Raw genomic sequence first — 25,853 nt, forward strand, 5'->3', positions numbered from 1 at the left:
GAAGGAATTCACTTTCAGAAGTGTTTGATTGCTTAAAAAGAGATTGGGGTATTACTCCAAATAAAAAACCACTCTTTCTGGTTTATAAAAGAGTGGTTTTATTGTTTTAAGGTGCAGAACATTATATTTTTTTGAGGGTAACTTTCATTTCTTTACTGTCTAGTGTCAGTTGATCTTCTGTTATGATACTTTCACAAGGGTAGGGAGTACCGGTTTCATCCTTTATTACTAAATTTTTACCACCTTTTGTTAAAGCATAAGTACCATTGTTAATTTCTTGAGTAAGATATCCGGTAACATGCCCGTCTTCCGTAAAGGTAAGTGTGCCCTGAGTTAGAATTACATTTTTCATAGAATCTGAAATCGGTAATTTAGGCTCTACAGCAGTAATTTTCCAGGAGTTCACTAATTTATTTCGACCTTTATGACATGAAATCATTAATACAGCCAGTAATGCAATTGCGAAGATAAATAATTTAGATTTTTTCATGATTTTGTGGTTATATGTTAAACTACAGAAAATTACAAAATTTATTCTAATTAAAAATCTAAAAATCAAATATTTATAAAATTACTATCACACATGAAAAAACCATAAATCTCAAGGGTTCTGTGTCTGAATAGCTTCAGAAAAACTAGTTTAAGGTGAGTTCTCCCAGAATTTCTTCGTACATAAAAGGGCCACCCGGATATTTGGCCGTATAGTCCAGGTTCATCCATACCTGTCCACGTTCGTCTATGTGGTAGTGAATTTTTTTACCATAACTTTCTTTTACAAAAAGCACATTTTTGATCAGGTAATTCACTTTTTCCAGGTCGATTGTTGAACCAATAAGTATTTCGGGATAAATATGTCCTTTCGTATGAATCAATCGGGGAGTTCCGCCAATTGATCGAACTGCAGCGGCCATCAAAATAGAATGATCGTCGCAGTCGCCTGAAAAGTATTCTAAAGACTCACTCGCAGTTGCAATATAGTCCCCTTCTTTAGGATCATTAACATAATTCCAACGGCTGTTGATTTCTTTAAATACAGCAAAACACTGAATAATGGTTCTGTAATCTGAATAACCTTTAAGGCCTTTAAAATGCTTAGAGGTAGCCATAATGGCAAAGTTTCGAACCTTTGGATTCTGATACTCTATCGCATTGATAATTTTGGATTTATTAGGAAACGGAAGCAGTTTTGCCACAATAATATCCTGTGGGAATGGATTGTCAGACATGGTGTAAATCATCGAATTGTAATCTTCGGAGATTTCACTGAAGCCATAATTTCCAATAACCGACCCGTAGAACAATACCAATAAATATACTGCAATGCAGAGTATAATAATGGTTCTGAGCAACATTAGAAGAAAGAAAATTGCAGTAAAAACCAGTACAAAAATCAAAACACGATCTAAATTGAATGCCCATTGTAAATCGATCAGATTTTGATGTAATATGATAAAAATTGGAACCGTAATTAAAAGACTCAACAGCATAATAATAATCCTGTCCCAGGGTGATTTCACCTGTAGTTTGGATTTTAATTGCGGAAAGTCAATTTTAGGAAATTTTATCATAAGATTCAAAAGCAGTTTTTACAGCGCTTTTACGGTTTCAACAAAAGTACTTTTTTTCTCAATAATTCCCAGATCAAATAATTGATTTTGAATTTTGATAAAAGCTTTCTCAGTCAGTTGCTTCTGAGACCATTGGGTTAATTTTAACCACTCCTGAATGTCTTCTTGTTTTTGATTGAAAAGACTTGCCAGAGTTTTGTCAATATTTGGAATCTGAGCAAAATCCTGAGTTGTTCTATTGATTATCTCCAATATCTGCTCGACTATTTTGGGATTCTTTTTCAAAAACTCGTCTCTGATGGCAATTACAAACGATGGCCATGGCGTAGGGCAGTCACCAACTCTTCTAAAAATTCCTTTATCAACCAGGGGTTTCGTCATAAAACGCTCCCACATAAAATAATCGGCAGTTCCGTTAGTCAATGCTTCAACAGCGCCGTCTATCGTATTTATGATTTCAAACTGTAAATTATCGGTTTTCCATCCTTGCTCATGTGCATTGACATAAGCCATCAACTGTGATCCTGAACCCAATCGTGAAATGGCTGCTTTTTTATCTTTAAGATCTTTCACGGTCTCAAAAGTTGATTTTGCAGCAACATGAATCCCCCAAATCAAAGGTGATTGTACGTAGATCTGAACAATTTTACTTGGATTTCCTGCTGCAATATCTTTCAGAATACCTTCCGTCAGAATAACGGCAATGTCAGCTTCATCATTGCGAAGCATCTGACACATTTTACCGGTTCCTTCCGGAATGTCTTTCCATTGTAAATCAATATTTTCGGCTTCAAATTCACCATTTTCAATGCACATTTGCCATGGTAAATTGAAGTGCTCAGGAACACCTACAATTTTTACAGTTTTCATTCTAAGTTTAGTTTAAGTTGGTTAAGAGTATTCTAAGTGTATTGGGGTATTAATTTTTTAATAAATCGGTTCTGTGTTTGTCTGATAAACAAGGTTCGGCAAATTCAATTATAGCATTTGCTTCGTATTCTGATAATAAGTTTTTTACAATCGAATAATCGGTATTTTTTGCAATTTCGACTGCAAGAAAGGTATCGTTTAATGCTTCTGACAAACAATTGATTGCTTTTAATTTTTCGCGTATGATTTCTTTATCAAATTCTTTTTCAAGAATAAGAACCTGAACAATTGAGTTCCCTGAATGTTCTATGGTTTCTTTGTGAATAAAACACTTTTCATTTTCATCATATTCTGCTCTAAAGATATCATCTGTAGCAATTAAAGGACCGAAAAAGGGAATGTTATCCAGTTTAAAAAGACCTTTCTCTGAATCTAAAATTTCTGCCCACATGGTTTCCGACACTATTTCTTCCAGGTAAGTACTGTAGTATTTGAACAGTATTTTTTTATGTGTTTCTGCCATTATTTCATTTTATATTTTATTGCAACTTCTATTAATTGATCTGATCGATCACCGCTTTCAAAGGCGATATTACAATGCGATAACCGTCAGGATCTAAGAACATTTTTCCATTCTCGTTCCAGAAAGGGTTGGTTGCAGTTAAGATTGAGATGTTATTGCGTTCAATTCTGTCTATCAATTCGTTGTAGTCAATAATTGACTTTGGATAAAGCACAATTACATCATCTTCATCAAATGTATGATTTGCTTTTACTTTTGATTGTGTAAATTCAAAATGCCAGTCGGATTGTGGCATTCCAAGAAATACACCATCGTAATCTTTATGTTTCTCAAAGCTGCCCAAGAGTTCAAAACCAAGGACATTGATATAAAAATTAGCTATTTTTTCAATATTATCGGTATGTCGGGCAACTCTTAAAAACATAATTTTAGGATCTTATTTGATTAATATGATGTTCTAAATGTTCTACATAATCAGTCATTAGAAACTTTAAATCAATTACAGATGCATCGCTTAAAATGATCTCATAATTCAAAGCTTTTTCATCCACATTCTTCATGATCCTTATAATTTGGCGGTTGATAGAAAGCCAAAGTTGTGTGAGATCATTAATGTCCATGGTTTGATACTGATTTAAATTTACCAGATCCATTTGATTGTAAGGTCTGTGATAATACGGTTTTTCCAGATAATTAATTTCTGTAAAACGAACCAGATTATGAATCCCCGAATCAACCAAATGTCCGATAACTTCTTTTTTTGACCATTTCCCCAGATTTTTAGCTTCCAAAATTTCACTTTTGAGAGAAGGGAAATAAGCCGAATTATCCCTCAGTAATTTTTCAAACTTTAAAATAGCATTTTTCATGAATAATCTAATTTCTGAATGGATTATAGTATTGAATTAATTTCCTACCAGTTTATCAAGGGTATACGCAATAAGTGCATCAACCGCTTTATAAGGATCCTCACTGAAAGTTCCCGAAGCACGATTGGCGATAATTGCATTTAACGAAAGCGCATTATGTCCTAAAAGAGCAGAAAGTCCGTATATCGCTGCAGTTTCCATTTCTAAGTTGGTAATTCTTTGCTCGTCAAAATTAAAATTATCCATTTTACTGTTTAATTCCTGATCCTGAATGTTCAAGCGTAAAACGCGTCCCTGTGGTCCGTAAAAACCTCCGGCTGTAGCAGTGATTCCTTTGAACATTTGATCCGATTCAATAATTTTTTCCAGCTTTTCAGAACAAGCGATAGCATAAGGTTTTCCTTTTTTAGCATCCCAGTTCGTATGCTTGATGAAAGCTTCTTCGATATCAATATTCGAAACTTCGTCAATTAAGTAGGAGCGAAGCATGTTGTCAAGTCCCAATCCGTATTTAGACATTACAAAACTGTCTACCGGAATATCGGTTTGCAAAGAACCTGAAGTTCCAATTCTTATAATATTCAAAGAGGTCAGATTTTCTTTTGGCTGACGTGTTTCAAAATCAATGTTTACCAAAGCATCAAGTTCGTTTATTACAATATCAATATTGTCAGGACCAATTCCCGTTGACATTACCGATATTCTTTTTCCTTTATAGATTCCGGTTTGGGTTTTAAATTCTCTTTTTTGTGTAGAATACTCAATAGAATCAAAAAACTGAGTGATTTTTTCCACTCTGTTTTGATCTCCTACGAAAATAATATCGTGTGCAATATGTTCAGGACGAAGGTTTAAATGGTAAACACTCCCGTCCGGATTAAGTATTAATTCTGAATTTTGTATCATTTTTTTTAAGGTTCTAAGTTTTTTTAAAGGTACTAAGACTCTAAGGTCCTGAGGTACTAAGTTTATTTGTTTCAAGTTTCAAGTTTCAGGTTGCTTTAACTTGAAACCTGAAACTTGAAACATTTCATCCGCCAACTCTTTTAGTTTTAAATCCTTTAGCTTTAAGGATTTCCATAATTTTATCCCGATAATCTCCCTGAATAATTATAGAGGCGTCTTTAAAAGTTCCGCCAACACTAAGTTTGGTTTTGATTTCTTTAGCCAATACTTTGAAATCTTCGTCTGATCCTTCGTAGCCTTCGATTATGGTGGTGGCTTTGCCTTTTCGTTTTTCGAATTTGCAAATCATAGGTTCCTTTTGGATATAAAGAACATGATCTTGTTCCTGAATCTCTTCAGGTTCATTGGATTCGACATGATCCGGAAACAAATTTTTTAATTGATCTTGTAAGTCCATAATTTTTATGCTAAAAAATAAATGCTAATTAAAGATAGTATGTAAAAATCAAATTCCAAATCCCAATGATGAGTTTGGGATTTGGAATTTTTAAATTTTGGAATCTAATTTAGGTTTATTTCTTGATTAAACCTAAATCTACCAAGCGTTCGTATAAATAATCTCCAGCTGTAATATCTTCGAATTTCTTAGGATTCTCTGCATCAATACAGTTTTCCAAACAATCCAGCTTCATATCGCTTACCGGATGCATAAAAAACGGAATAGAATAACGAGAAGTTCCCCATAATTCTCTAGGTGGGTTAACTACCTGATGAATAGTTGATTTTAACTTGTTGTTTGTATGTCTTGATAACATATCTCCAACATTAATTACCAACTGATCGTCTTCAGCAATAGCATCAATCCATTCGCCATCATGATTCTGAACCTGTAATCCTTTACCCTGAGCACCCATTAATAAGGTAATCAAATTGATATCACCATGAGCAGCCGCGCGAATTGCGTTTTCCGGCTCAGTAGTAATAGGCGGGTAGTGAATTGGTCTTAAAATTGAGTTTCCGTCTTTCGCATACTGATCGAAATAAAACTCATCCAGACCTAAATGTAAAGCTAAGGCTCTTAATACATAAACACCTGTTTTCTCAAGCATTTGATACGCCTCTTTACCTACAACATTAAAACGAGGTAATTCCGTAACATTTACGTTCTCAGGATACTCTGCTGCATATTTAGAAGAAGCATCCACGTACTGGCCAAAATGCCAGAATTCTTTTAAATCTCCCTCTTTGCGTCCTTTAGCATGTTCTTTTCCAAAAGATACATAACCTCTTTGTCCGCCAATACCGGGAATTTCATAATTATGCTTAGTTTCTACTGGCAAAGCGAAAAATTTTCTAATTTCGCTATAAAGCTCGTCTACCAACTGGTCGTCTAAAAAGTGACCTTTTAGGGCTACGAAGCCAATGTTTTCAAATGCACTGCCGATTTCATTTACAAATTTTTGTTTACGTTTCGGGTCGTCCGAAAGGAAATCACGTAAGTCTACACTAGGAATGTTTTGCATACTTTACATTTTTATTTAAAGATAAAAGGCGTTGTAAAACCTTTCAGTAACAAAGGTAGAGAATATTTTAGAATTCAATTTTAAAAGTTATAGTAAAATTAAAATTTTCTAACAAAAAGCTATAAAATTGTTATATTTTTCTATATTTGAAATACTAAAAACTAACCGCTAATGATCTTTTACAGACAAGACCTAACTGACACTCAATTATTAGACTTATATAAAAAAATTCTCAAACCCCGATTAATCGAAGAAAAGATGCTCATCTTAATTCGCCAGGGGAAAGTTTCCAAATGGTTCTCCGGAATAGGGCAAGAGGCCATCGCAGTAGGAGTGACCTCTGTTTTAGATGATTCAGAATATGTGCTGCCTATGCACCGAAATCTAGGCGTTTTTACCAGCAGAAATATTCCGTTACATCGTTTATTCTCGCAATGGCAGGGAAAAGCAAACGGTTTTACAAAAGGAAGGGACCGCAGTTTTCACTTTGGCACTCAGGAATACAATATTATCGGTATGATTTCGCATTTGGGTCCGCAACTTGGAATCGCAGACGGAATTGCACTGGCGCATAAACTTAAAAATGAGAATAAAATAACAGCAGTTTTTACAGGCGAAGGTGCTACCAGTGAAGGTGATTTTCATGAAGCGCTGAATATAGCTGCCGTGTGGAAACTACCTGTCATGTTTGTAATTGAAAACAACGGTTACGGGTTATCTACACCAACAAACGAGCAGTATTTTTGTGAAAACCTGGCAGATAAAGGAATAGGTTATGGTATAGAGAGTCATATTATTGATGGAAATAATATAGTGGAAATCTATAATAAACTGGCACAACTGAAAGAAGAAATGCAGAAAGATCCACATCCGGTTTTGCTGGAGTTTAAGACTTTCAGAATGCGTGGCCATGAAGAAGCGAGTGGTACCAAATATGTTCCGCAAGAGCTAATGGACGAATGGGCAGCCAAAGATCCGGTAGCGAATTACAAAAAGTATTTAATAGAAACCGGTGTTCTGACCGCTGAATTTGACGAACAATTACACAGTTCTCTTAAACAGGAAATTGATGAAAACTGGGCCATGGCAAATGCAGAGCCGGAAATCGTTCCGGATTATAGTGGTGAATTAGAAGATGTTTATAAACCTTTTGTTTATGAGGAAGTTAAATCTGATTCTGAAGTAGCTAATATTAGATTTATTGATGCCATCAGCAGCAGTTTAAAACAATCGATGGAACGGCATGAGAATCTGGTGATAATGGGGCAGGATATCGCCGAATATGGCGGTGCCTTTAAAATTACGGATGGATTTGTGAAGTTGTTCGGGAAAGAACGTGTACGAAATACCCCAATTTGTGAGAGTGCAGTAGTTTCTGCCGGAATGGGATTGTCAATCAACGGCTGTAAAGCTATTGTCGAAATGCAGTTTGCCGATTTTGTTTCTACAGGTTTTAATCCGATCGTAAACTTGCTGGCCAAATCACATTACCGTTGGGGAGAAAAGGCCGATGTCGTGGTACGAATGCCATGTGGCGGTGGAACTCAGGCAGGACCTTTTCATTCACAGACCAATGAAGCATGGTTTACCAAAACTCCGGGACTGAAAGTTGTTTATCCGGCCTTTCCGTATGATGCAAAAGGATTATTGAATACTTCTATAAATGATCCGAATCCGGTACTGTTTTTCGAACACAAACAATTGTATCGCAGCGTTTATCAGGATGTTCCTGTAGATTATTACACTATCCCGTTAGGAAAAGCAGCTTTATTGAAAGAGGGGAACTCTGTTACTATTATTGCTTTTGGTGCCACGGTTCATTGGGCATTAGAAACGCTGAATAAAAATCCTGAAATAAAAGCGGATTTAATCGATTTAAGAACGTTACAGCCTTTGGATACCGAAACTATTTTTAATTCGGTTAGAAAGACAGGAAAAGTAATCATCTATCAGGAAGATACCTTGTTTGGAGGTATTGCGAGTGATATTTCGGCCTTGATTATGGAAGAATGCTTTGAACATTTAGACGGTCCTGTAAAAAGAGTTGCTAGTTTAGATTCACCTATTCCGTTTACCAAAGCATTGGAGGATCAGTTTTTAGCTAAAAATCGATTTGAAGATGTTTTATTAGAATTATTGAAATATTAATTACAAATAACAAATAGTTTTGCATAAAGAACATTTTTTTTATCTTTAAACCATAAAAAATATAACTTATGAAAAAACTGTTTGTTTCAATTTTTGCAATCACGGTACTTTTTTCCTGTAATAAGAATGGGAAGTCTGAGGGCGACAAAGCATTAGATACAAAATTCGACGCTTATAAGGATCGTTTTGTTACTGATTTATGGAAGATTAACCCGGGCTGGGCTTCGGCTGTTGGTTATCATAAACTGGATAGTGTTTTGGTTGTTCCGGATGCTGCTGAGGAAAAAAGACAACTTGATTTTGTTAATTCTGAATTGGATTCTTTAAAACAATTTAAACTTGAGGATTTGTCGAATAACAATAAGACAGATTTTCAAATGATAAAAAATCAGTTGGAAGCTATTGTTTTTAATATTAAAGAAGTAAAATCTTCTCAGTGGAATCCTTCTGAATATAATGTTTGTGGAGCTTTCGCGGAAATCTTAAATGGTAAATACGATTCATTAGAAGTTCGTTTACGTGCTTTCAATGCTAAAATGAATAATGTTCCTGCATTTTATGAAGCAGCCAAAAAGAATATTAAAAATCCAACAGTTGAACATACAGAGCTTGCTATAGCGCAAAATTTGGGCGGTTCTACCGTTTTTGACGTTGATTTGGCTGCAGCTCTGGAAAAAAGTAAATTAACTGCTGCGGAGAAAAAAGAAATGCTCGATAAAGGAATCGTTGCTAAAAAAGCAGTTGCAGATTATGCTGATTGGTTAAAGAAGCTAGACAACAAAACACCACGTTCTTTCAGACTTGGATCGGAATTGTTTGCTAAAAAGTTCAATTTTGATATCCAATCAAGCTATACAGCAGAGGAAATCTTCAAAGTTGCCGTAGATCATAAAAAAGATTTGCACGAAAAAATGTTTGTTTTGGCTGATAAACTTTGGAAAAAATACAAAGGAAACGAACCAAAGCCTGCTGACAAACTGGATTTAATCAAACAAGTAATTGATAAAATCTCTTTACAACATACTACACCTGAGAAATTCCAGTCTGAAATTGAAAAACAAATTCCGGAATTAACAGCGTATGTTAAAGCAAAAGATTTACTGTATATCGATGCTTCAAAACCACTTGTAGTTCGTAAAGAGCCGGCTTATATGGCAGGAGTGGCAGGAGCTTCTATTTCGGCTCCCGGACCTTATGATAAAAATGCCAACACCTATTATAATGTGGGAAGCATGTCAGGCTGGACGGCTGAAAATTCAGAAAGTTACCTGCGTGAATACAACGATTATATCCTTCAAATTTTAAACATTCACGAAGCTGTTCCGGGACATTATACTCAATTGGTGTACAGCAATCAATCGCCAAGTATCATTAAATCTATTTTAGGAAATGGTGCTATGGTAGAAGGCTGGGCTGTTTATGCAGAGAAAATGATGTTGGAAAGCGGATATAAAAACTCTGATGAGATGTGGTTAATGTACTACAAATGGAACTTGAGAGCTACTTGCAATACCATTTTGGACATTAGTGTACATACTAAAAATATGTCTAAAGAAGCGGCATTGGATTTATTGACTAAAGAGGCTTTCCAGCAACAAGCTGAGGCAGATGGGAAATGGAAACGTGTAACTTTATCACAAGTACAATTGTGTTCTTATTTTACAGGATACACCGAAATCTATAATTTAAGAGAAGAACTTAAAAAGAAAGAAGGGGATAAATTCAATTTGAAGAAGTTTCACGAGAAATTCTTGAGTTTTGGAAGTGCTCCAGTGAAATATATCAAAGAATTAATGTTGTCTGAGGAATAAACAGCAACAATTACGGCCGATTTTAAACTTATAGAATCGTCGTTTGTAAGATTTTGTTTTATTAAGTGTAAAACATTTTTTTGAGAACTGCGTCCTAATGGATGCAAAGTAAAAAGACTAACAGTTTATTTAACCGTTAGTCTTTTTTATTTTGAGGTTTAAATAGTAATTTATGTAAATCCGACAGGTTTTAAAAACCTGTCGGATTTGTTTTATAGGTCAAATTCTATTATCATTTAAATTCTATTTCGATTTCGACTCTAATTCAAACAATTGTACCTGACTTTTCAAGCGATCGATGAGTAAATTCATCATCCTTTTGTTGAGACTGGAAGAGTTTTGAATATAAGTTTCGTATTCTTCAAGGGTAAAAAGCGCCATTACGATTCCTTTTAGAGAATTTCTAAACTTAATATCTTTTTGAATGGAGTTTTCAATGGTTTGGAGTTTCTTTTCTACCGTGTACGAGTAAAAATCAGCTTTATTTTTGTTGACATAGTTAATGAAAACCGCAACAAATAAATCGTTCTGAAGTTTTAAAATGGGTCTAATGGTTTGATTTTGAAACAACTCATCCGCAGAAGATTGAGCACTTATGGTTCCTAAAGTTTCGCCTCTGAATTCTTTTAAAAAAGTGTCTCTTGCTTCCATGTTTTTTCTTTAAATTTAGAAAAAAATCCGATACGATTTTTTCTATTTAAACTAAAAATGATGCAATTCCTTATTATTTTAAACTCCTGAACTTTGTTTGAAATGAATTTGCATTTTAAAACTTCAAAAATGATCAAAAAAATTATACTTTTTTCTTTATTGGCTCTTGCTCTAATTTCTTGCAATTCAAAAGAAAATAAAGAAGAGTACAAACATGCTGTTTATCGCGCGGTTCACAAAGGCGATACAGCAGTCTTAGACATTCGTATAAACAACAAGCGGTTTTTCGGCCGCTATGAAGTATTCTACCATAAAATTGGTAAAGATTCCGGGGATGTAAGAGGAGATATAAAAGGAGACACCCTAAGAGGGGATTATCATTTTATCTCTAATGGCGGAAACTGGAAGAGAGTTCCTTTAGCCTTGCTAAAAAAAGACAATAAACTGTTCTTAGGAAAAGGAGTAATCGGAATTTATTTTAATCTTCCGCTTTTTATGCCTGAAGTACCCATCGAGTATGATGAGTCAGAATTTGTTTTTGAAAAAGTTAAGGAGTAGTTTTTGTTTATTTGTTTCAGGTTTCAGGTTGTTATTAGGTTTATTGACGAAGTCAAAACTTGAAACCTGAAACCTGAAACCTGAAACGTGAAACAAAACTTTTCTTAATCAAACCTACCAATCTTCGAAGGCAGTTCAAATATCTCAAGATCGAAATATTCTACAGATGCCATTACGTGATCAAATATATCAGACATAATATATTCGTAATTGGCCCAGCGTTTATCGCTCGAAAAAGCATAAATTTCTAATGGAACTCCATTCGCAGTCGATTGCAGTTGACGGCACATCATGTGCATGTCTTTGTTTAAACCGGGATGTGTCACCAAATATTGCATGATATACTTGCGAAACAATCCTAAATTAGTCATGTTTCGGCCATTAAGCGCCAACGTTTTATCAACTCCGCGTATTTCATTGTATTTGTCGATTTCGGCTTGTCTGGTCTCGATATAAGAAGAAATTAATTGCACTTTTTTCATCTGATTCAAATCTTCGTCATTCAAAAAACGAATACTGCTGCTTTTGATCAAAACGTGTCTTTTAATACGTCGACCGTCAGATTTCTGCATACCGCGCCAGTTCTGAAAAGAATCAGAACTCAAAGCATAGGTTGGAATTGTAGTAATCGTGTTGTCAAAATTTCGAACCTTAACGGTTGTCAGGTTAATTTCGATTACATCACCATCAGCACCGAATTTATCCATCGTAATCCAGTCGCCAATACGAACCATGTCGTTTATCGCAACCTGAACGCTCGAAACAAAACCGAGAATAGTATCTCTGAAAATCAAGATAATAATAGCCGAAAGTGTTCCTAGGATAGTCAGCAATTCGCCTTGTTTAATTCCGAATAATTTCGAAATAATAATGGCAACTCCAAAAATCCAGAGAACAATCATAATAACCTGAACAAAACTGTCGATTGGTTTGTCGCTGTATTCCGGTTTTTGCTTTAAATAATCACGTAAAGCATTAAAAATGGTACGGGTAATCCACAATCCCAGCAAAACGATATAAACGCCCACTATTTTTCCAAAAACAGACTCCCAGTATTCATATTTGTCCAGAATAATCGGAACAGCCTTGTAAATAAAGAAAAACGGAATTAAATAGGCCGTGTATTTTGTGGTTTTATTGTGAATGAGGTAATCGTCAAATTTTGTTTTGGTACGCTGCGCAAAAACGGCGGTTAGCGTAACCAAAACAAACTTTGCAAAATAATAAATGGCATAAGCCAGTATTACCATAATGGCAATATTAAAGACCAGACTCACATAAGACGCAATATTACGGCTCATGCCCCAGTCTCTAAAAATAGGGTATAAAAAGTTGAATATTTTATCCAAAAGTCTAGGCATTATTCTCCAGGTATTTTTTCTCTATATAAAAAGTTCCAAACGGAATAAGTGACGCGATTTGTATAATTGCAAAAGTTTTTAAATCCCAGTTTTGCGGTTTTTTAAGTAAAATAGCCAACAATACATATCCGATAAATAAAACACCATGCGTCATTCCCAACGGACGTAATAAGGTATGATAAAGTTCAGGATTATTGGTTTTGATGAAAAGCATATTGGTAAACAATACTAAATAAGAGATTCCCTCTAAAATTGCAGTAACTTTGAAAATCTTGAGCATATTCTATTTTTTGAGTTTAATACTAGCAAAATTAAGTATTATCGTTGGTTTTTGCAGTATCAATCAGGAAAGTAATTTACTTTTGTAATCTTAAACTTTGATAATGAGTAAACGCGATTTAAAAAAATATCTTGCCGAATTAGATAAGGAACAGCTCGAAGAGCAAATTATCGAATTGTATGAAAAGTTTAGTCCTGTAAAAGTGTACTACGATTTTGTCTTTAACCCTAAAGAGGATAAACTATTGCAGGAATGTAAAGTAAAGATTTCACACGAATACTTTCCGATCAAAAAAGCAGGAGCCAGGAAACGTCCGAAAGCAAAATTGCGACGTTCGGTAGCGCAGAAATACATCAAACATTTTATTTTGTTAGGAGTTGATCCTTTTGTTGTTGCTGATATTATGCTTTACAATATAGAAATAGCGCAAACTTATTCGTCTCAAAATCCGGTTAAACAGGAATTATTCTGTAAAAGCATCTTCAATTCCTTCGAGCAGGCCGTGAATTTTTCGATTTCCAATGGAATTTTACCGGATTTTAAAGAAAGAATCATCACCATTCAACAAGAAACTCTTCAACAAAAATGGATAAATAGGTACGATTTTGAGGCAATTTTAGAGAAAATCGACTAATAAAGTGATTCTCATAAAAAATCTTATTTAAAAAAAACATTTATTTTAGGTTAAAATAAAGTGAAAAACTGTTTTTTCGGTGTATTTTTGCAAAAATCCAAAAATAAACAATGTCTCAAAACACTTTAGAAATAGAAAGAGAAGAGAAAAAAGAACTTTATGCATATCAAAAAGGCGATATTGATGCCATTTTTGATCGTTTAGACAACGCTCCTCCGAAACATCATTTATTATATCAATTACCAACAGGTGGTGGAAAAACTGTGATTTTTTCCGAAATCGTTCGTCGTTATTTAGCTAATAATGATAAAAAAGTGGTGGTCCTGACACACCGTATCGAACTTTGTAAGCAAACCTCAAAAATGCTAAAAGGGTTTGGTGTTTCCAATAAAATCATTAACAGTAAAGTAAAAGAATTACCGGACCAAAACGATTTCTCTTGTTTTGTGGCCATGGTCGAGACTTTAAAAAACCGTATCAATGACGAAAAACTACATTTAGATAACATTGGTTTGGTTATTATTGATGAGGCACATTACAATTCATTCCGAAAATTACTAAACTCATTCAAAAATGCTTTTATTCTTGGAGTAACAGCGACGCCTTTGAGTTCAAATATAAAATTACCAATGCACCAGAGTTACAATGAACTTATTGTGGGTGATACCATTAGTTCATTGATTGACAAGGGATTTTTGGCTCGTGCAACAACCTATAGTTATGATGTTGGATTAACCTCTCTTAAAGTAGGTATTAACGGAGATTATACCGTAAAATCATCCGATGATTTGTATACGAATACCATCATGCAGGAAAAATTGCTGCACGCTTATACAGAACGCTCAATAGGTAAAAAGACCCTGATTTTTAATAATGGTATCCACACTTCGTTATATGTTTATGAAACATTTAGAGAAGCAGGGTACGACATCAGACACCTTGATAATACCAGCAGCTCAGAAGAGCGTAAGGATATTTTACAATGGTTCAAAAAAACACCGGATGCGATTCTGACTTCTGTGGGAATCTTAACAACAGGTTTTGATGAACCAACGGTTGAAACGATTATTTTGAACAGAGCGACTAAGTCATTAACGCTTTATTATCAGATGATTGGTCGTGGATCCCGTAAATTACCCGGAAAAGACGAATTTACAGTAATCGATTTGGGTAATAACGCAGCACGTTTTGGTTTATGGAGTGAGCCGGTAAACTGGCAGCACATCTTTAAATCACCTGAATTTTATTTAGAGAATCTTCGTGATGATACTGAAATTGAAATGTATTTTAAATACAGTATGCCGCCGGAATTGCGTGCTAAATTCAGTAAAACTGCCGATGTAACTTTTGATGTTGATGAAGAGCATAAGTTAATTATCAAACAAAATTTACGTTCAAAAGTGGTTCTAGACAAATCGTTAGAACAACATGCTTCCATGTGTGTGGACAATACAGAAACGCTGCAAGAAGCAAAATCATTAGGTAAAGAACTTGATGATGATATTGAATGCCGTATCAAACGTTTTGCAAAATGTTTGAGTCAGTGTAGTAAAAACTACCGCGAATGGCTTCTTGACGATTATAAAAAGAACCTGACGTTATTAATAGGTAAGAAGTATCGTGAAAAAATCATGAATGAACCGGACGAATAGAAAATTTTGTTTCAGGTTTAAGGTTTCAGGTTTTTTTGGAATCTAAACAAAATTATATTCTTAAAAGGAGAAATAGCATTTTAGAGTAATTCATTCTATTGCGATTTCTCCTTTGCAAATTACCAGAAACTCATTTTTAAGTTATCAAAGCAACCTGAAACTTGAAACCAATAAAAACAAAATAAACAAAATAAAAGATGTCTAAACAATTCTCATCATTAGGAATTTCAGCACCAATTTTAAAAGCATTAGGCGAATTGAATATTGTTGAACCAACAGAAATTCAACAAAAAACAATTCCATTACTTCTGGCTGAAACTCAGGATGTAGTTGGTTTAGCCAAAACAGGAACTGGTAAAACCGCAGCTTTCGGATTGCCGTTGCTGCAGTTAGTTGATGCAGAATCTCCTGTTGTTCAGGCTGTCATTTTAGTTCCAACGAGAGAACTTGGACAGCAAATCTTTAGAAATTTAGAAAATTTTGGAAAACATATTCCAAATATTTCTATTGCTTCAATTTGTGGAGGAATTCCAATAAAACCACAAATTGAGCGATTAACACAACCTACACAAATAGTGGTTGCCACACCGGGACGTTTAATTGATTTAATTCAGCGCAAAGTGATTGATTTAAAACAAACTTCTTATTTAGTGCTGGATGAAGCCGATGAAATGGTTTCGATACTTAAAGAAAGCTTGGACGAGATCATTGCGGAACTTCCTAAAAAACACCGTACTTTATTGTTTTCGGCTACTTTACCGGGAACAATCAAACAACTGATTCAGAACTATTTGAATAAAAATGTAGTTCAGGTTAGCGCAAATATGGAAACTGCAGGTAATCAAGGAATTGATCACGAATATATTGTAGTGGATCCAATTGAAAAACTGGATGTTTTAATGCATTTCCTGAATTCAAAAGAGGGAGAACGAGGTATTATTTTCTGTAAAACCAAAGCAGCAGTCAATAAATTGGCAAAGAATTTAGCGATCAATCGTTTTTCTTCAGGAGCACTTCACGGCAGTTTGTCGCAAGGAATACGTGACAGAATTATGGAGCAGTTTCGTGAAGGACATATCAATATATTAGTGGCTACAGATTTGGCAGCAAGAGGAATTGATGTAAAAGAGATTTCTTATGTGGTGAATTATCATTTGCCTGATACTTATGAAAACTATGTTCACCGAAGCGGAAGAACCGCAAGGGCAGGAGCAAAGGGGCTTTCACTAACGGTTTTGCAGGAGGAAGAAGTAGCAGAAATTCCCGAATTTGAAGCAGAATTAGGAATTAAATTTACCAAATTCCAAAAACCGTCGGCTTTAAGTCTTGAAGAAAACAATATGCTTTTATGGGCCAAGCAGATTTTCAAAACAAAGCCCAATCATGATATGTCAACCGATCTGAAAACAAAGGTAAAGACTGTTTTTCATCATCTGACTAAAGACGAATTAATTGAAAAATTGATGGCCAGTTATGTTTTACAGAACAAAGTTGAAGTCACCGAAAAACCTGTTAAAAAATTCAAAAAGTAATATTCCGGCCGATTAACTTTGCTAATTTATGTTGTATATTTATAAGGTAATTTCACTATAATCCCAGTTAATATACAGCATATATGAAGATAGTCATCATAGGAGGTGGTTTTGCAGGAATCAATCTTGCAAAAGAGCTTGTTAACCATCCTCAGATACAGGTAACTCTTGTAGATAAGAACAATTATAACTTTTTTCCACCACTTATATATCAGGTTGCTACGGCTTTTTTAGAACCCTCAAGTATCAGTTATCCGTTTAGAAAATTCTTTGCTGGTAAAAAGAATCTTGAGTTTCGTTTAGGAGAATTGCTTTCTGTGGTTCCGGCCGAGAATAAAATTATCCTGAACAACGGAGAATTAACATACGATCATTTAGTTTTTGCAACCGGTGCCGAAACCAGTTATTTTGGAATGGAAAATGTAATGAAAAACGCCATTCCGATGAAAACGCTAAACGACGCCATCGAAATGCGTAATGCACTGCTTAAAAACCTTGAAAAAGCAGCAATTACCAAAGACATGCGTAAACGACGCAAATTATTAACTATCGTTGTTGCTGGAGGAGGCCCGACAGGTGTGGAAGTATCCGGAATGTTTGCCGAAATGCGCAAAAGTATTCTGTTAAAAGAATATCCGGAATTAGAAACATCAGCCAGTAATGTGTATTTAGTCGATGGGGGAGACGCACTCCTCTCGCCTATGAGCAAAGCCTCTCAGGAGGATACCCTTGAAGCACTTACCAAACTTGGTGTTGTGGTAAAACTTCAAACACGTGTTGTTGACTATGTTGATGATACTGTTCATTTTGCAAACGGCGAGACCATTAAAACCAAAAATCTGATTTGGGCTGCCGGAGTTTCTGCTAAAATTTTTGAAGGAATCCCAGCAGAAAGCTATGGCCGCGGAAAACGTATGGCGACAGATGAATACAATAAAGTCAACGGACTCGTAAATATTTACGCTATTGGTGACACAGCCATCACAGCCGGTGATAAAAATTTCCCGGACGGGCATCCGCAAGTAGCGCAGGTCGCTATTCAGCAAGGATTAAATTTGGCTAAAAACTTTAAAGCAATGGTTCAAAACAAACCTTTAAAAGCATTTATGTACAATGACAAAGGTTCTATGGCAATTATTGGAAAAAATAAAGCTGTTGTAGATTTACCAAGTCCAAAATGGCATTTTAAAGGATTCTTTGCCTGGTTTATTTGGTTATTTGTTCATTTGATGTCTTTGATTACCTATAGAAACAGATTGAATACCTTCTGGAACTGGATGATTGCTTATTTCGCAAAAGATCAGTCTCTAAGAATGATTATCAGACCGGATAAAAGATCTTAGAAAATAAATCCCAATCTTTTAAATTCCAAGGAGAAAAAAGATACAAACTATACTAAAATAAAAAGCCAGAATCATAATAGAATCTGGCTTTTTTATGCTCAAATAAATACTCACAATTCATTGGAATTTGGAATTTAAAAATTGGAGTTTAATAATCTTTAGTGACCAATCGCAATATCATCTTCCGCAGATAATTCTACTTTTTGTTTGATAGAACGTTTGCTGATATTTAAAAAGATAAAAGCGGTAAGAGTAGTGGTGGTCATAATAGCCACCATTGGAGCTACAGAATCTTTGACGAAAACTCCAACAGCAAACGAAGCCAAAGCCCCAATACCTAACTGAATAGCCCCCATTAATGCTGAAGCACTCCCTGTATTTTTAGCAAAAGGTGCCAAGGTAAGTCCTGCAGTATTTGGATTCGAAATTCCCAGACAAGCCAGAAATAAAAACAACATTCCGATAGTTTGATACAATCCTAAAAGGTCATTTAAAGCCAGAATTAGAAAAAGGATACTAATAACAGACTGTGAAATCAATGCTCCAAAAATCATCTGTTCACTAGAATATTTCTTCAATAATAGGGAGTTTAACTGACTTGAGCCAATAAAACTTAACGACATAAAAGCAAAAATCCAACCGTAAGTCTTGGCATCAACGTGGTAAATGTCCATGAAAATGATAGGCGAGGCCGCAACGTATGAAAATAAGCCAGAAAAAGCAATTGCACCTGTAAAGGCGTAAGTATAAAACTGAGGCTCTTTAAAAACGCTTATAAAATTAGTGATAATCGGTTTTGGCTTTAAAGATATTGAAGTATCAGGCTTGTAAGTATTTGGTAAACCAACTTGTGATGCAATTAATATAGCAATTCCCATACACATTAGGATAAAAAATACGGTATGCCAGCCATAATCTTCTGTAACATAACCTCCAATAGTTGGTGCCAGCATAGGAGAAAGTCCAACGACAAGCATTAATAAAGAGAATACTTTTGGAATGTCTTTTACAGGAAACAAATCACGAACCATCGCTACAGAAGCCACTGTGGCAGCACAACTACCAATGGCCTGAACAAATCGTAAAAGGATAAACGAATCAATATTAGTTACATAAATACATCCCAAAGAAGCCAGAATATAAACCATCAAACCTATAAACAAAGGTTTTTTTCGGCCAAAACGATCCAATAATGGTCCGTATAATAATTGTCCTGCTGAAATTCCGATAAAATAACTGGATAAACTCATGGATACTTTTGCTACCGAAGTGTGCAAATCCTTTGCTATACCTGAGAAACCAGGAAGATACATGTCTATTGAAAATGGGCCGAGTGCTGTTAAAGAACCTAAAATAAGGATAAGGGTAATGTATTTTTTTGTTGTCATTTTCTTAAAAAATTGCTTTTCATTTTTTGCAAAGGTAAAGATTTCATATCTTGTAGTGTAATTTAAACGTTTTTTAATAAAACGTTTAATTAGGTTACGCATTAATTGAACTATAAAAAAGCATTATTAACACTAATCTTAAATCAAAAATTATGAAAAATTACATTTTAGTATTCGCGCTTATTTTTACCACAATTTCATTTGCACAAACCATTACGTCCAAAAAAGAAGAGGCAAATGTAGAGCAGTACGCATTACTGCAAAAAGTAAACAAATATTACCCGGACATTACTTTAAACAAAACCGTTACCAATTTTTATGCAGATGGCAATATTATTGACACGCATCAGGAGTTTGATTTGACAACTTCAAAATTTTCTAGCTACAAAATCGGACTTGAACCGGATAACAAAAAATTGCTGTTTGAATACGTTTCTGATGAAACCGGAAAAGTTTACGGGGACGTAACCATTTTTAAAGGAAATGCGCTGCGAACTACTTTCAATGAAAAAAACAATGAAATTAGCGTATCGTTGAACGGAAAACCGGTTTACCTGAAAAAGATAAAACAAAACTAAAACAATAGATTTTAGACTAAAAATTGAAATCAAACAGAAGCATTCGCTACGGTGAATGCTTTTTTGTTTTATAGAGGCTGTCCCAATACCAAGTCACTAAAATTAGCCACAGATTAGAAAGATTTTCACAGATTTTTTTTGTAATTGCGTATAAAATAGGTGTGAATCTGTAAAATCAGTGGCAAAAAAACATTCTTAATACGTGTAAAGGATAGTCATATTGTTTTATATTTGAAGCTGATTGAATTACAAATACTTTTAAATCAAAATGAAGAAAATTTTAGTATTCTTATTAATAATTGTTTCTATAGCGTCCTATTCGCAAACCAATCGATTTACCGGAACCTGGAGCACTGAAAATTGTAAAACCTGCAGCAAAGAATATGTCCTGAAAATTAATATGGCGCAATCCAATAATAAAATATTTGGAACGGCCGAGATTACGAGCGACAATCAGAAATTTGTAAGCGGTGTTATGGAAGTTACGGGTAATGTATACGCGCTTGGCGAAAAAGCTCAAATTACCATTAAAGGCAAAGACGGTTCCGCAGGTGCCGTTTTATTTGCAAAGGATGATGTTTTACAATTCTCAAAAAGAGGCGGTGACGACTTAGTTCCCAAAGAAACGGTTCTGACCAAGTTGTACGAGTAGAAAAAGGGAATGCCTAATATTATTTCTCTCGAATCAGTTTCTCCAATCTGTCAATCATTTCTTTTTGCTGTTCAAGCATACGTTCGTAAAGCTCGACCATTTTATCTAAAGGATTGAAGGTACAATGTATATTTTCAGCAGTTGCATTTGCTATTGAGCCTTCATGAAAAGTATTCGAAATAATATTAATTGCCATATCCTCATCAAAATTCTCAATAGCTTCACTAGGTACTTTTAGGATTTTGGCTACTTGTTGCAAAATATTCTTTTCTATAACTTCTTTTTGTTCCAACATAGAAATTTTCTTTTGGTTCCAGTCATCGCCTAGTTCGTAGGCAAGAACTTCTTGCTTTATTCCAAGCATTTCACGAAAACGCTTTATATTTCTTCCTTGGTGTACTTTTTTGTTTGGCATATTGGTATGTATCATATAATGCCAAATATAGGATTTTTAGTTCTAATAATTAAGAAGGTATTGGTAAATGTTGTTTTTTCTCGGGATAAAACATCATGTATTTAGAATTTTTAATTATTTCAAATAAACTGTTTTTACGGTTTTCCGTAATGATTTACTGTTTGAATAATTTATTTTTAGCACATAACTAAAAATAATAATATTTATGACATCACTAATTACATTTATTAAAACAATTCCAACAGAAGTAGTACCAAGTCCTCCAATAACTCCACTTAATGAAACTTTAGAAATTCTAACTAAAGTAAATGAATTTTACGATTCTGCGTGGACTAAATTGATTTTTTTATTAGCTGGGGCATTTACTATTCTTGGCATCATTATGCCTTTTGTTATTCAACATTTTCAAAATAAAGCATTGAAAGCAAGTGAAAAGGAACTTGAAAGCAAATTAACTATGCAAGTTACTCTTCTAAAAAAAACATTAGAAGAAGAACTATCTGTACTTGTTCAAGATAAATTTGCAGAACTTGAAAAGAAAATAGAAAAAGTGACTCAAAGTTCAACTGCCCAGATTCATCATGTTCAAGGAAATCAAAATTTTGCAAAAAAAGATTTTAAGGAAGCGGTTAAAGATTTTCTCAAAGCAAGTTTGAATTATGCAAAATGCAAACATTTGTCAAATTTAAACAGAACTTTAGCAAATGTTGCTTTATGTATTAAATCTTTAAGTATAGTAGAAATCCAAAATTTAAAAGAAGTGCAATCAATTGATGTAAATAAATATCTTGAAACAATTAATAAAGTTGAAGGAACTGGCGCAGTAAGAGATTTAATTCATAGAATAAAAGCAGATATTATTGAAAAAGAAAAAAAAGAAAGTAAAGTATAATAGAATTTAGGTTTTAGATGTAAGTTGCTTTTCATCTATATATTTCTGTATAATTCCTTGAAATTCAATATGAAGCTTTTGAGTTGATTTAAAAACCCCTAACAAATTATTTCTATCGTCAGTAATATCAAAAGTCTTTTCGTGGGAACTCCATGCATAGTATGTTGCAATTGCTGTTAGCGCGAAACCTAAGATTCCTAAAATTTCCATAATAATGTTTTTAACGAATGTAGCTAATATACTACATTAAAAAAAAATAAATTTCACTTTGTCAGCTGCTATAAAAGAATAAATAATTATACCTTATAAAAAAAAGATCATTAAAATATATTGTTAAATTACCAGGTAGTAACTTAAAAAAACATTTATGCAAGAATTTGATGAAAATTTTGATGAAGATGAACAACCAATTGATTTTGAGCAAATGCAGAGAGATCTTGAGCAAAGTGAAATAGAAGCAAAAGAAAGAGATGCACGATGGAAACAATGGGAGGAAGACGGTTTAAAAGATATTGTAAAATATTTTGACAGGATACACGACTATCTTTCCAATTACAACAATCTTTTAATTGGAGCATTCTTTGCTTTAGCACAATTTCAAAAAAATATTTCAAGATGGACAATTCTTATTCCAATTCTAAATCTTTGGTTTTTAATTTATATTAATTATAGATTAATGGAAAAAGGAAGATTTGAATCAACTTTAACAAATCAACCCTTTGATTTAATAAGCAAGCATATAAAAAGAGGAGATGTTACAAATTGGATATCGTTAATTTCAATTGTATCAACTTTTTTAGTAACACTAAGTTTTTTTTACTACCTCGCAACATATTAAACATAAAGCCTTTGTAAATTAATAGAAAGGCTTATCTATTATATAATCATTGAAATATTGTCGAGATAACCGAAATTGAACAAGCTAAAAATGATATTGATGCTGGTCGAATAATTACACATGACAAAATGCTTCAAAAAATGAATGAAAGAAATAATATTTTTTAAAGGATGTATGACAGGCTTTAAATTCAGTTTATAAAATTTAGAAGTTTACTCGAGACAATCCTGTTAAATATTATGAATTGAATTTTGCAGTATTTGAAAAATAATTTTCAAAATAATTTTTTACGAGAATCTCAGCAAACAGAAATAAGTATAATATTTTTTAAAGGACGTATCACAGGCTAAAATTAAGTTTCATAGAATTTGCAAGTTTAGCTAATAATCTTGTTGAACATTATGGATGCGCAATTTTGCTGTATTTGAAAAATTAATTCCAAAATAATATTTTATGAGAATCTCAGCAAACGGGGCTTAGCATGATATTGAAATTTTAGTTTCTAAATGTTTACAATATTTACTAATAGGTATTATAGTATGGCAACAAAGCAATTCATTAAAGAACCAACAAAGGCTTTAAACACCAATAAATTAGTGATTATTTACCGTATGCATTTTGACCTATAATTTATATTATGTAAAATAGAAAATTTAAAGAATTGTTCTACTGTGATTCATTATCCTTGCGATATTTTCGATAAAGATTATTCTAATGCAAAAGAATCGATTCTCAGTGCTACTCTGTGTCTGTACTTTCACCAATTCATATCAATAACTAATTTAAATTGAGTTTCAAAATTGCAATTAGCTGTTTTAAAAGCTTTAAAATGGTTATATTTAAGATTTCTTTAAAATAATTATATTCTGTATGGGATGCTTTCATTCTAAGACATAATTTTCTTATTTTTACATTCGATACTTTAAAAAAACTATCAACCGTATGAATACAATTGCTGAGCATATTGCAGATTTTTTAAAAGAATACCCGCCATTTGATAATTTAACTTTTCAGGAATTATCAGATATTGCAACTAACATTCGTGTGATCAATTTAGAAAAACATGCAGTATTATTTCAAAACAATGACCTGCTTCATGACAGCTTTTATGTTGTTGCTTCAGGTATTGTAAATCTGACCACAATTGCTGATGCCGAGGAAACTATTATAAACAAATGTCATGAAGGAGATATTTTTGGCTTACGTCCGTTTTTTGCCAAAAATAACTATATGATGACGGCTAAAGCTCGTGAAGAAAGTATTATCTATGCTATTCCAATTGCAGTTTTCAGACCATTCGTAGCAAATAATTCGGATGTTTTGAATTTTCTCTTGGAGAGTTTTGCTGTAAATTCAAGACACGCAAAGGACAATGTACATTCCAACGGAAAATTGATTTCTGATACTGCTTTTTATGTAGACCAGCAATCTGAAATGCAATACATTCAGTCTTTGGCCTACAATAATTCGCCTTTAACAACCGAATCCAACCAGATTATCAAAGATGTTGCTATTTTAATGACTGAATCTATGGTTGATAATGTTGTGATCTGCGAAAAAAACAATCCAATTGGTATTGTAACCAATGCTGATTTATCTTCAAAAATTGCTACGGGCCGCTATCCTATCACTGAAACGATTGATAAGATTATGTCATCGCCGGTAGTTACGGTTATTGAAAATGTTTCTTTGGCCGAAGCACAATTACTCATGTTGAAACACAACGTTACTCATTTATGCGTTACCAAAGACGGTACAAGTAAATCTGCTGTAAAAGGAATTATTTCCGAGCATGATCTAATTGTCGCACAAGCCAGTAATCCGGGTGTTTTGATTAAGGAAGTAAAACGTTCTCAATTACCAAAAGATCTAAAACAAATCCGTGATCGTTTGTCTGATTTAATTCAGAATTCGATTCAGAAAAATATTCCAATTTCGCATGTCAGCAATATTGCAAGCGAAATTAATTTGGCTATTATTAAACGTGCTGTCGAGCTGTCTATTTTAGATTTAGGCTCCCCTCCTGCTCGTTTTGCGTGGTTGAGTATTGGTAGTCAGGGGCGTAAGGAGCAGCTTTTGCTTACAGATCAGGACAGTATTCTGATTTTTGAAGACGTAGCACCGGACAAGTACAGAGAGGTAAAAGATTACTTTTTAAGACTGGCTAAAAGAACAACTTCAATCTTAGAAAAAGTGGGTTACGAACTTTGTCCAAACGGACATATGGGGAGTAATATGCTTTGGTGTAAGTCATTGACAGACTGGACGAAACAATACAACAGCTGGATGAATACTCCAGGTGAAAATAGTAATGATTTGAGTAGTATTTTCTTTGATTATGAGATTGTTTTTGGAGAACCAAAAATTGAAGAAGTGATCGAAAACGTGATCTTTAAGAATGCGGTAAACAATACTTTGTTTTTTGATTTCTTAGGGAATGACGCTCTAAAACGCAATTCTCCATTAAGTTTTTTCAAAAAGTTTATTATTGAAGAAGAAGGACCTCACAAAACAAAATTTGATATTAAAACCCGTGCATTAATGCCTTTAATTGATTCAGCTCGTTTGCTGATTTTGAATGCTAATATAAAGGGAATTAAAAATACTTATTTGAGATTTAAACAATTAGCGATTACAGATTCTAAAAATGCAGAGATTTATTTAAGCTGTGCTGAAGCTTTTCTAACTTTGTCTAAATTTAGAACTGTTGAAGGTTTGAAAAATGACGATTCCGGGCAATATATTAATTTGAGGGAAATGTCGAAAACAGACAAAGAAAAGTTAAAAAATGCCTTAACCCCAATGAAAGACCTTGAGGAATTAATTAAGAGTAAATTTCAACTTACACAATTCTCATAAGT

General features: G+C 33.8%; 27 protein-coding genes. 12 read left to right on the plus strand and 15 right to left on the minus strand.

The window, feature by feature from the left end:
• Positions 1-121 precede the first annotated feature (121 nt).
• From B0A80_RS13305 to B0A80_RS13345, 9 genes are all read right to left on the minus strand, one after another.
• A complete protein-coding gene (locus tag B0A80_RS13305; protein ID WP_070908052.1) occupies positions 122-490 on the minus strand; it encodes a hypothetical protein in 369 nt (122 codons plus the stop codon).
• A gap of 145 nt (positions 491-635) precedes the next feature.
• Complete coding sequence (locus B0A80_RS13310; protein ID WP_089077588.1) at positions 636-1,568, minus strand: transglutaminase; 933 nt, start codon at positions 1,566-1,568, stop codon at positions 636-638.
• A gap of 18 nt (positions 1,569-1,586) precedes the next feature.
• On the minus strand, positions 1,587-2,438 hold the full coding sequence (locus B0A80_RS13315) for a substrate-binding domain-containing protein (RefSeq protein WP_070908054.1): 852 nt from the start codon (positions 2,436-2,438) through the stop codon (positions 1,587-1,589).
• A 49-nt stretch (positions 2,439-2,487) separates the two neighbouring features.
• Positions 2,488-2,961: a DUF4265 domain-containing protein gene (locus B0A80_RS13320; RefSeq protein ID WP_070908055.1), complete on the minus strand. Its 474-nt coding sequence runs from the start codon at positions 2,959-2,961 to the stop codon at positions 2,488-2,490.
• Positions 2,962-2,992: 31 nt separating this feature from the next.
• Positions 2,993-3,385 (minus strand): VOC family protein, encoded by a 393-nt coding sequence (locus B0A80_RS13325; RefSeq protein ID WP_070908056.1) that lies wholly within the window; start codon positions 3,383-3,385, stop codon positions 2,993-2,995.
• A gap of 4 nt (positions 3,386-3,389) precedes the next feature.
• Positions 3,390-3,830: a DinB family protein gene (locus B0A80_RS13330; protein ID WP_089077589.1), complete on the minus strand. Its 441-nt coding sequence runs from the start codon at positions 3,828-3,830 to the stop codon at positions 3,390-3,392.
• Between the two features lie 36 nt (positions 3,831-3,866).
• Positions 3,867-4,736 (minus strand): nucleoside phosphorylase, encoded by an 870-nt coding sequence (locus B0A80_RS13335; protein WP_089077590.1) that lies wholly within the window; start codon positions 4,734-4,736, stop codon positions 3,867-3,869.
• Positions 4,737-4,860: 124 nt separating this feature from the next.
• The gene (locus B0A80_RS13340) at positions 4,861-5,193 is read right to left on the minus strand and encodes a translation initiation factor (protein ID WP_070908059.1); all 333 of its coding nucleotides are present in this window, start codon (positions 5,191-5,193) and stop codon (positions 4,861-4,863) included.
• 115 nt (positions 5,194-5,308) lie between these two features.
• A complete protein-coding gene (locus B0A80_RS13345; protein ID WP_017498286.1) occupies positions 5,309-6,259 on the minus strand; it encodes an isopenicillin N synthase family dioxygenase in 951 nt (316 codons plus the stop codon).
• Positions 6,260-6,430: 171 nt separating this feature from the next.
• Here B0A80_RS13345 and B0A80_RS13350 point away from each other — a divergent pair, with 171 nt between their 5' ends.
• Positions 6,431-8,407: an alpha-ketoacid dehydrogenase subunit alpha/beta gene (locus B0A80_RS13350; protein ID WP_089077591.1), complete on the plus strand. Its 1,977-nt coding sequence runs from the start codon at positions 6,431-6,433 to the stop codon at positions 8,405-8,407.
• 68 nt (positions 8,408-8,475) lie between these two features.
• The gene (locus tag B0A80_RS13355; protein WP_089077592.1) at positions 8,476-10,218 is read left to right on the plus strand and encodes a DUF885 domain-containing protein; all 1,743 of its coding nucleotides are present in this window, start codon (positions 8,476-8,478) and stop codon (positions 10,216-10,218) included.
• Positions 10,219-10,461: 243 nt separating this feature from the next.
• Here B0A80_RS13355 and B0A80_RS13360 read toward each other — a convergent pair whose 3' ends face one another.
• Positions 10,462-10,869: a hypothetical protein gene (locus tag B0A80_RS13360; RefSeq protein ID WP_017498289.1), complete on the minus strand. Its 408-nt coding sequence runs from the start codon at positions 10,867-10,869 to the stop codon at positions 10,462-10,464.
• A gap of 129 nt (positions 10,870-10,998) precedes the next feature.
• Between B0A80_RS13360 and B0A80_RS13365 the strand changes: the two genes are divergently transcribed.
• Positions 10,999-11,427 carry a hypothetical protein gene (locus B0A80_RS13365; protein ID WP_089077635.1) on the plus strand — a complete coding sequence of 143 codons (429 nt, stop codon included), beginning with the start codon at positions 10,999-11,001 and terminating at the stop codon, positions 11,425-11,427.
• Positions 11,428-11,531: 104 nt separating this feature from the next.
• Here B0A80_RS13365 and B0A80_RS13370 read toward each other — a convergent pair whose 3' ends face one another.
• Both B0A80_RS13370 and B0A80_RS13375 read right to left on the minus strand, forming a co-directional pair.
• Positions 11,532-12,788, minus strand: a complete 1,257-nt coding sequence (locus tag B0A80_RS13370) for a mechanosensitive ion channel family protein (protein WP_070908063.1) — start codon at positions 12,786-12,788, stop codon at positions 11,532-11,534.
• Entirely contained in the window at positions 12,781-13,068 is a 288-nt protein-coding gene (locus B0A80_RS13375) for a DUF3817 domain-containing protein (RefSeq protein WP_017498293.1), read from the minus strand. The genes B0A80_RS13370 and B0A80_RS13375 overlap by 8 nt, the downstream gene beginning before the upstream one ends.
• A 103-nt stretch (positions 13,069-13,171) precedes the next feature.
• Here B0A80_RS13375 and B0A80_RS13380 point away from each other — a divergent pair, with 103 nt between their 5' ends.
• From B0A80_RS13380 to B0A80_RS13395, 4 genes are all read left to right on the plus strand, one after another.
• A complete protein-coding gene (locus tag B0A80_RS13380) occupies positions 13,172-13,702 on the plus strand; it encodes a DUF6155 family protein (protein ID WP_089077593.1) in 531 nt (176 codons plus the stop codon).
• Between the two features lie 110 nt (positions 13,703-13,812).
• Positions 13,813-15,354 carry a DEAD/DEAH box helicase gene (locus B0A80_RS13385; RefSeq protein WP_017498295.1) on the plus strand — a complete coding sequence of 514 codons (1,542 nt, stop codon included), beginning with the start codon at positions 13,813-13,815 and terminating at the stop codon, positions 15,352-15,354.
• Positions 15,355-15,551: 197 nt separating this feature from the next.
• Complete coding sequence (locus B0A80_RS13390) at positions 15,552-16,886, plus strand: DEAD/DEAH box helicase (RefSeq protein WP_089077594.1); 1,335 nt, start codon at positions 15,552-15,554, stop codon at positions 16,884-16,886.
• Between the two features lie 83 nt (positions 16,887-16,969).
• On the plus strand, positions 16,970-18,229 hold the full coding sequence (locus tag B0A80_RS13395) for an NAD(P)/FAD-dependent oxidoreductase (protein WP_089077595.1): 1,260 nt from the start codon (positions 16,970-16,972) through the stop codon (positions 18,227-18,229).
• 158 nt (positions 18,230-18,387) lie between these two features.
• On the opposite strand, the gene B0A80_RS13400 is transcribed toward B0A80_RS13395, so the two are convergent.
• Positions 18,388-19,617 (minus strand): multidrug effflux MFS transporter, encoded by a 1,230-nt coding sequence (locus B0A80_RS13400; RefSeq protein ID WP_089077636.1) that lies wholly within the window; start codon positions 19,615-19,617, stop codon positions 18,388-18,390.
• Between the two features lie 152 nt (positions 19,618-19,769).
• On the opposite strand from B0A80_RS13400, the gene B0A80_RS13405 reads away from it, so the two are divergent.
• On the plus strand, positions 19,770-20,195 hold the full coding sequence (locus B0A80_RS13405; protein WP_017497466.1) for a hypothetical protein: 426 nt from the start codon (positions 19,770-19,772) through the stop codon (positions 20,193-20,195).
• Positions 20,196-20,463: 268 nt separating this feature from the next.
• Positions 20,464-20,847, plus strand: a complete 384-nt coding sequence (locus B0A80_RS13410) for a hypothetical protein (RefSeq protein WP_089077596.1) — start codon at positions 20,464-20,466, stop codon at positions 20,845-20,847.
• A gap of 19 nt (positions 20,848-20,866) precedes the next feature.
• Here B0A80_RS13410 and B0A80_RS13415 read toward each other — a convergent pair whose 3' ends face one another.
• Entirely contained in the window at positions 20,867-21,277 is a 411-nt protein-coding gene (locus B0A80_RS13415) for a helix-turn-helix domain-containing protein (RefSeq protein WP_089077597.1), read from the minus strand.
• A 190-nt stretch (positions 21,278-21,467) separates the two neighbouring features.
• Between B0A80_RS13415 and B0A80_RS13420 the strand changes: the two genes are divergently transcribed.
• Positions 21,468-22,154, plus strand: coding sequence for a hypothetical protein (locus B0A80_RS13420; protein ID WP_089077598.1), 687 nt, complete (start codon positions 21,468-21,470; stop codon positions 22,152-22,154).
• A 6-nt stretch (positions 22,155-22,160) separates the two neighbouring features.
• On the opposite strand, the gene B0A80_RS13425 is transcribed toward B0A80_RS13420, so the two are convergent.
• Positions 22,161-22,364 (minus strand): hypothetical protein, encoded by a 204-nt coding sequence (locus B0A80_RS13425; protein ID WP_089077599.1) that lies wholly within the window; start codon positions 22,362-22,364, stop codon positions 22,161-22,163.
• Positions 22,365-22,521: 157 nt separating this feature from the next.
• On the opposite strand from B0A80_RS13425, the gene B0A80_RS13430 reads away from it, so the two are divergent.
• The gene (locus B0A80_RS13430) at positions 22,522-22,992 is read left to right on the plus strand and encodes a hypothetical protein (RefSeq protein ID WP_089077600.1); all 471 of its coding nucleotides are present in this window, start codon (positions 22,522-22,524) and stop codon (positions 22,990-22,992) included.
• A gap of 942 nt (positions 22,993-23,934) precedes the next feature.
• Positions 23,935-25,851: a DUF294 nucleotidyltransferase-like domain-containing protein gene (locus B0A80_RS13440; protein WP_089077602.1), complete on the plus strand. Its 1,917-nt coding sequence runs from the start codon at positions 23,935-23,937 to the stop codon at positions 25,849-25,851.
• Positions 25,852-25,853: the final 2 nt, after the last annotated feature.

Origin of the sequence: Flavobacterium tructae (assembly GCF_002217475.1) — a bacterium.
Classification (GTDB): Bacteria; Bacteroidota; Bacteroidia; order Flavobacteriales; family Flavobacteriaceae; genus Flavobacterium; species Flavobacterium tructae.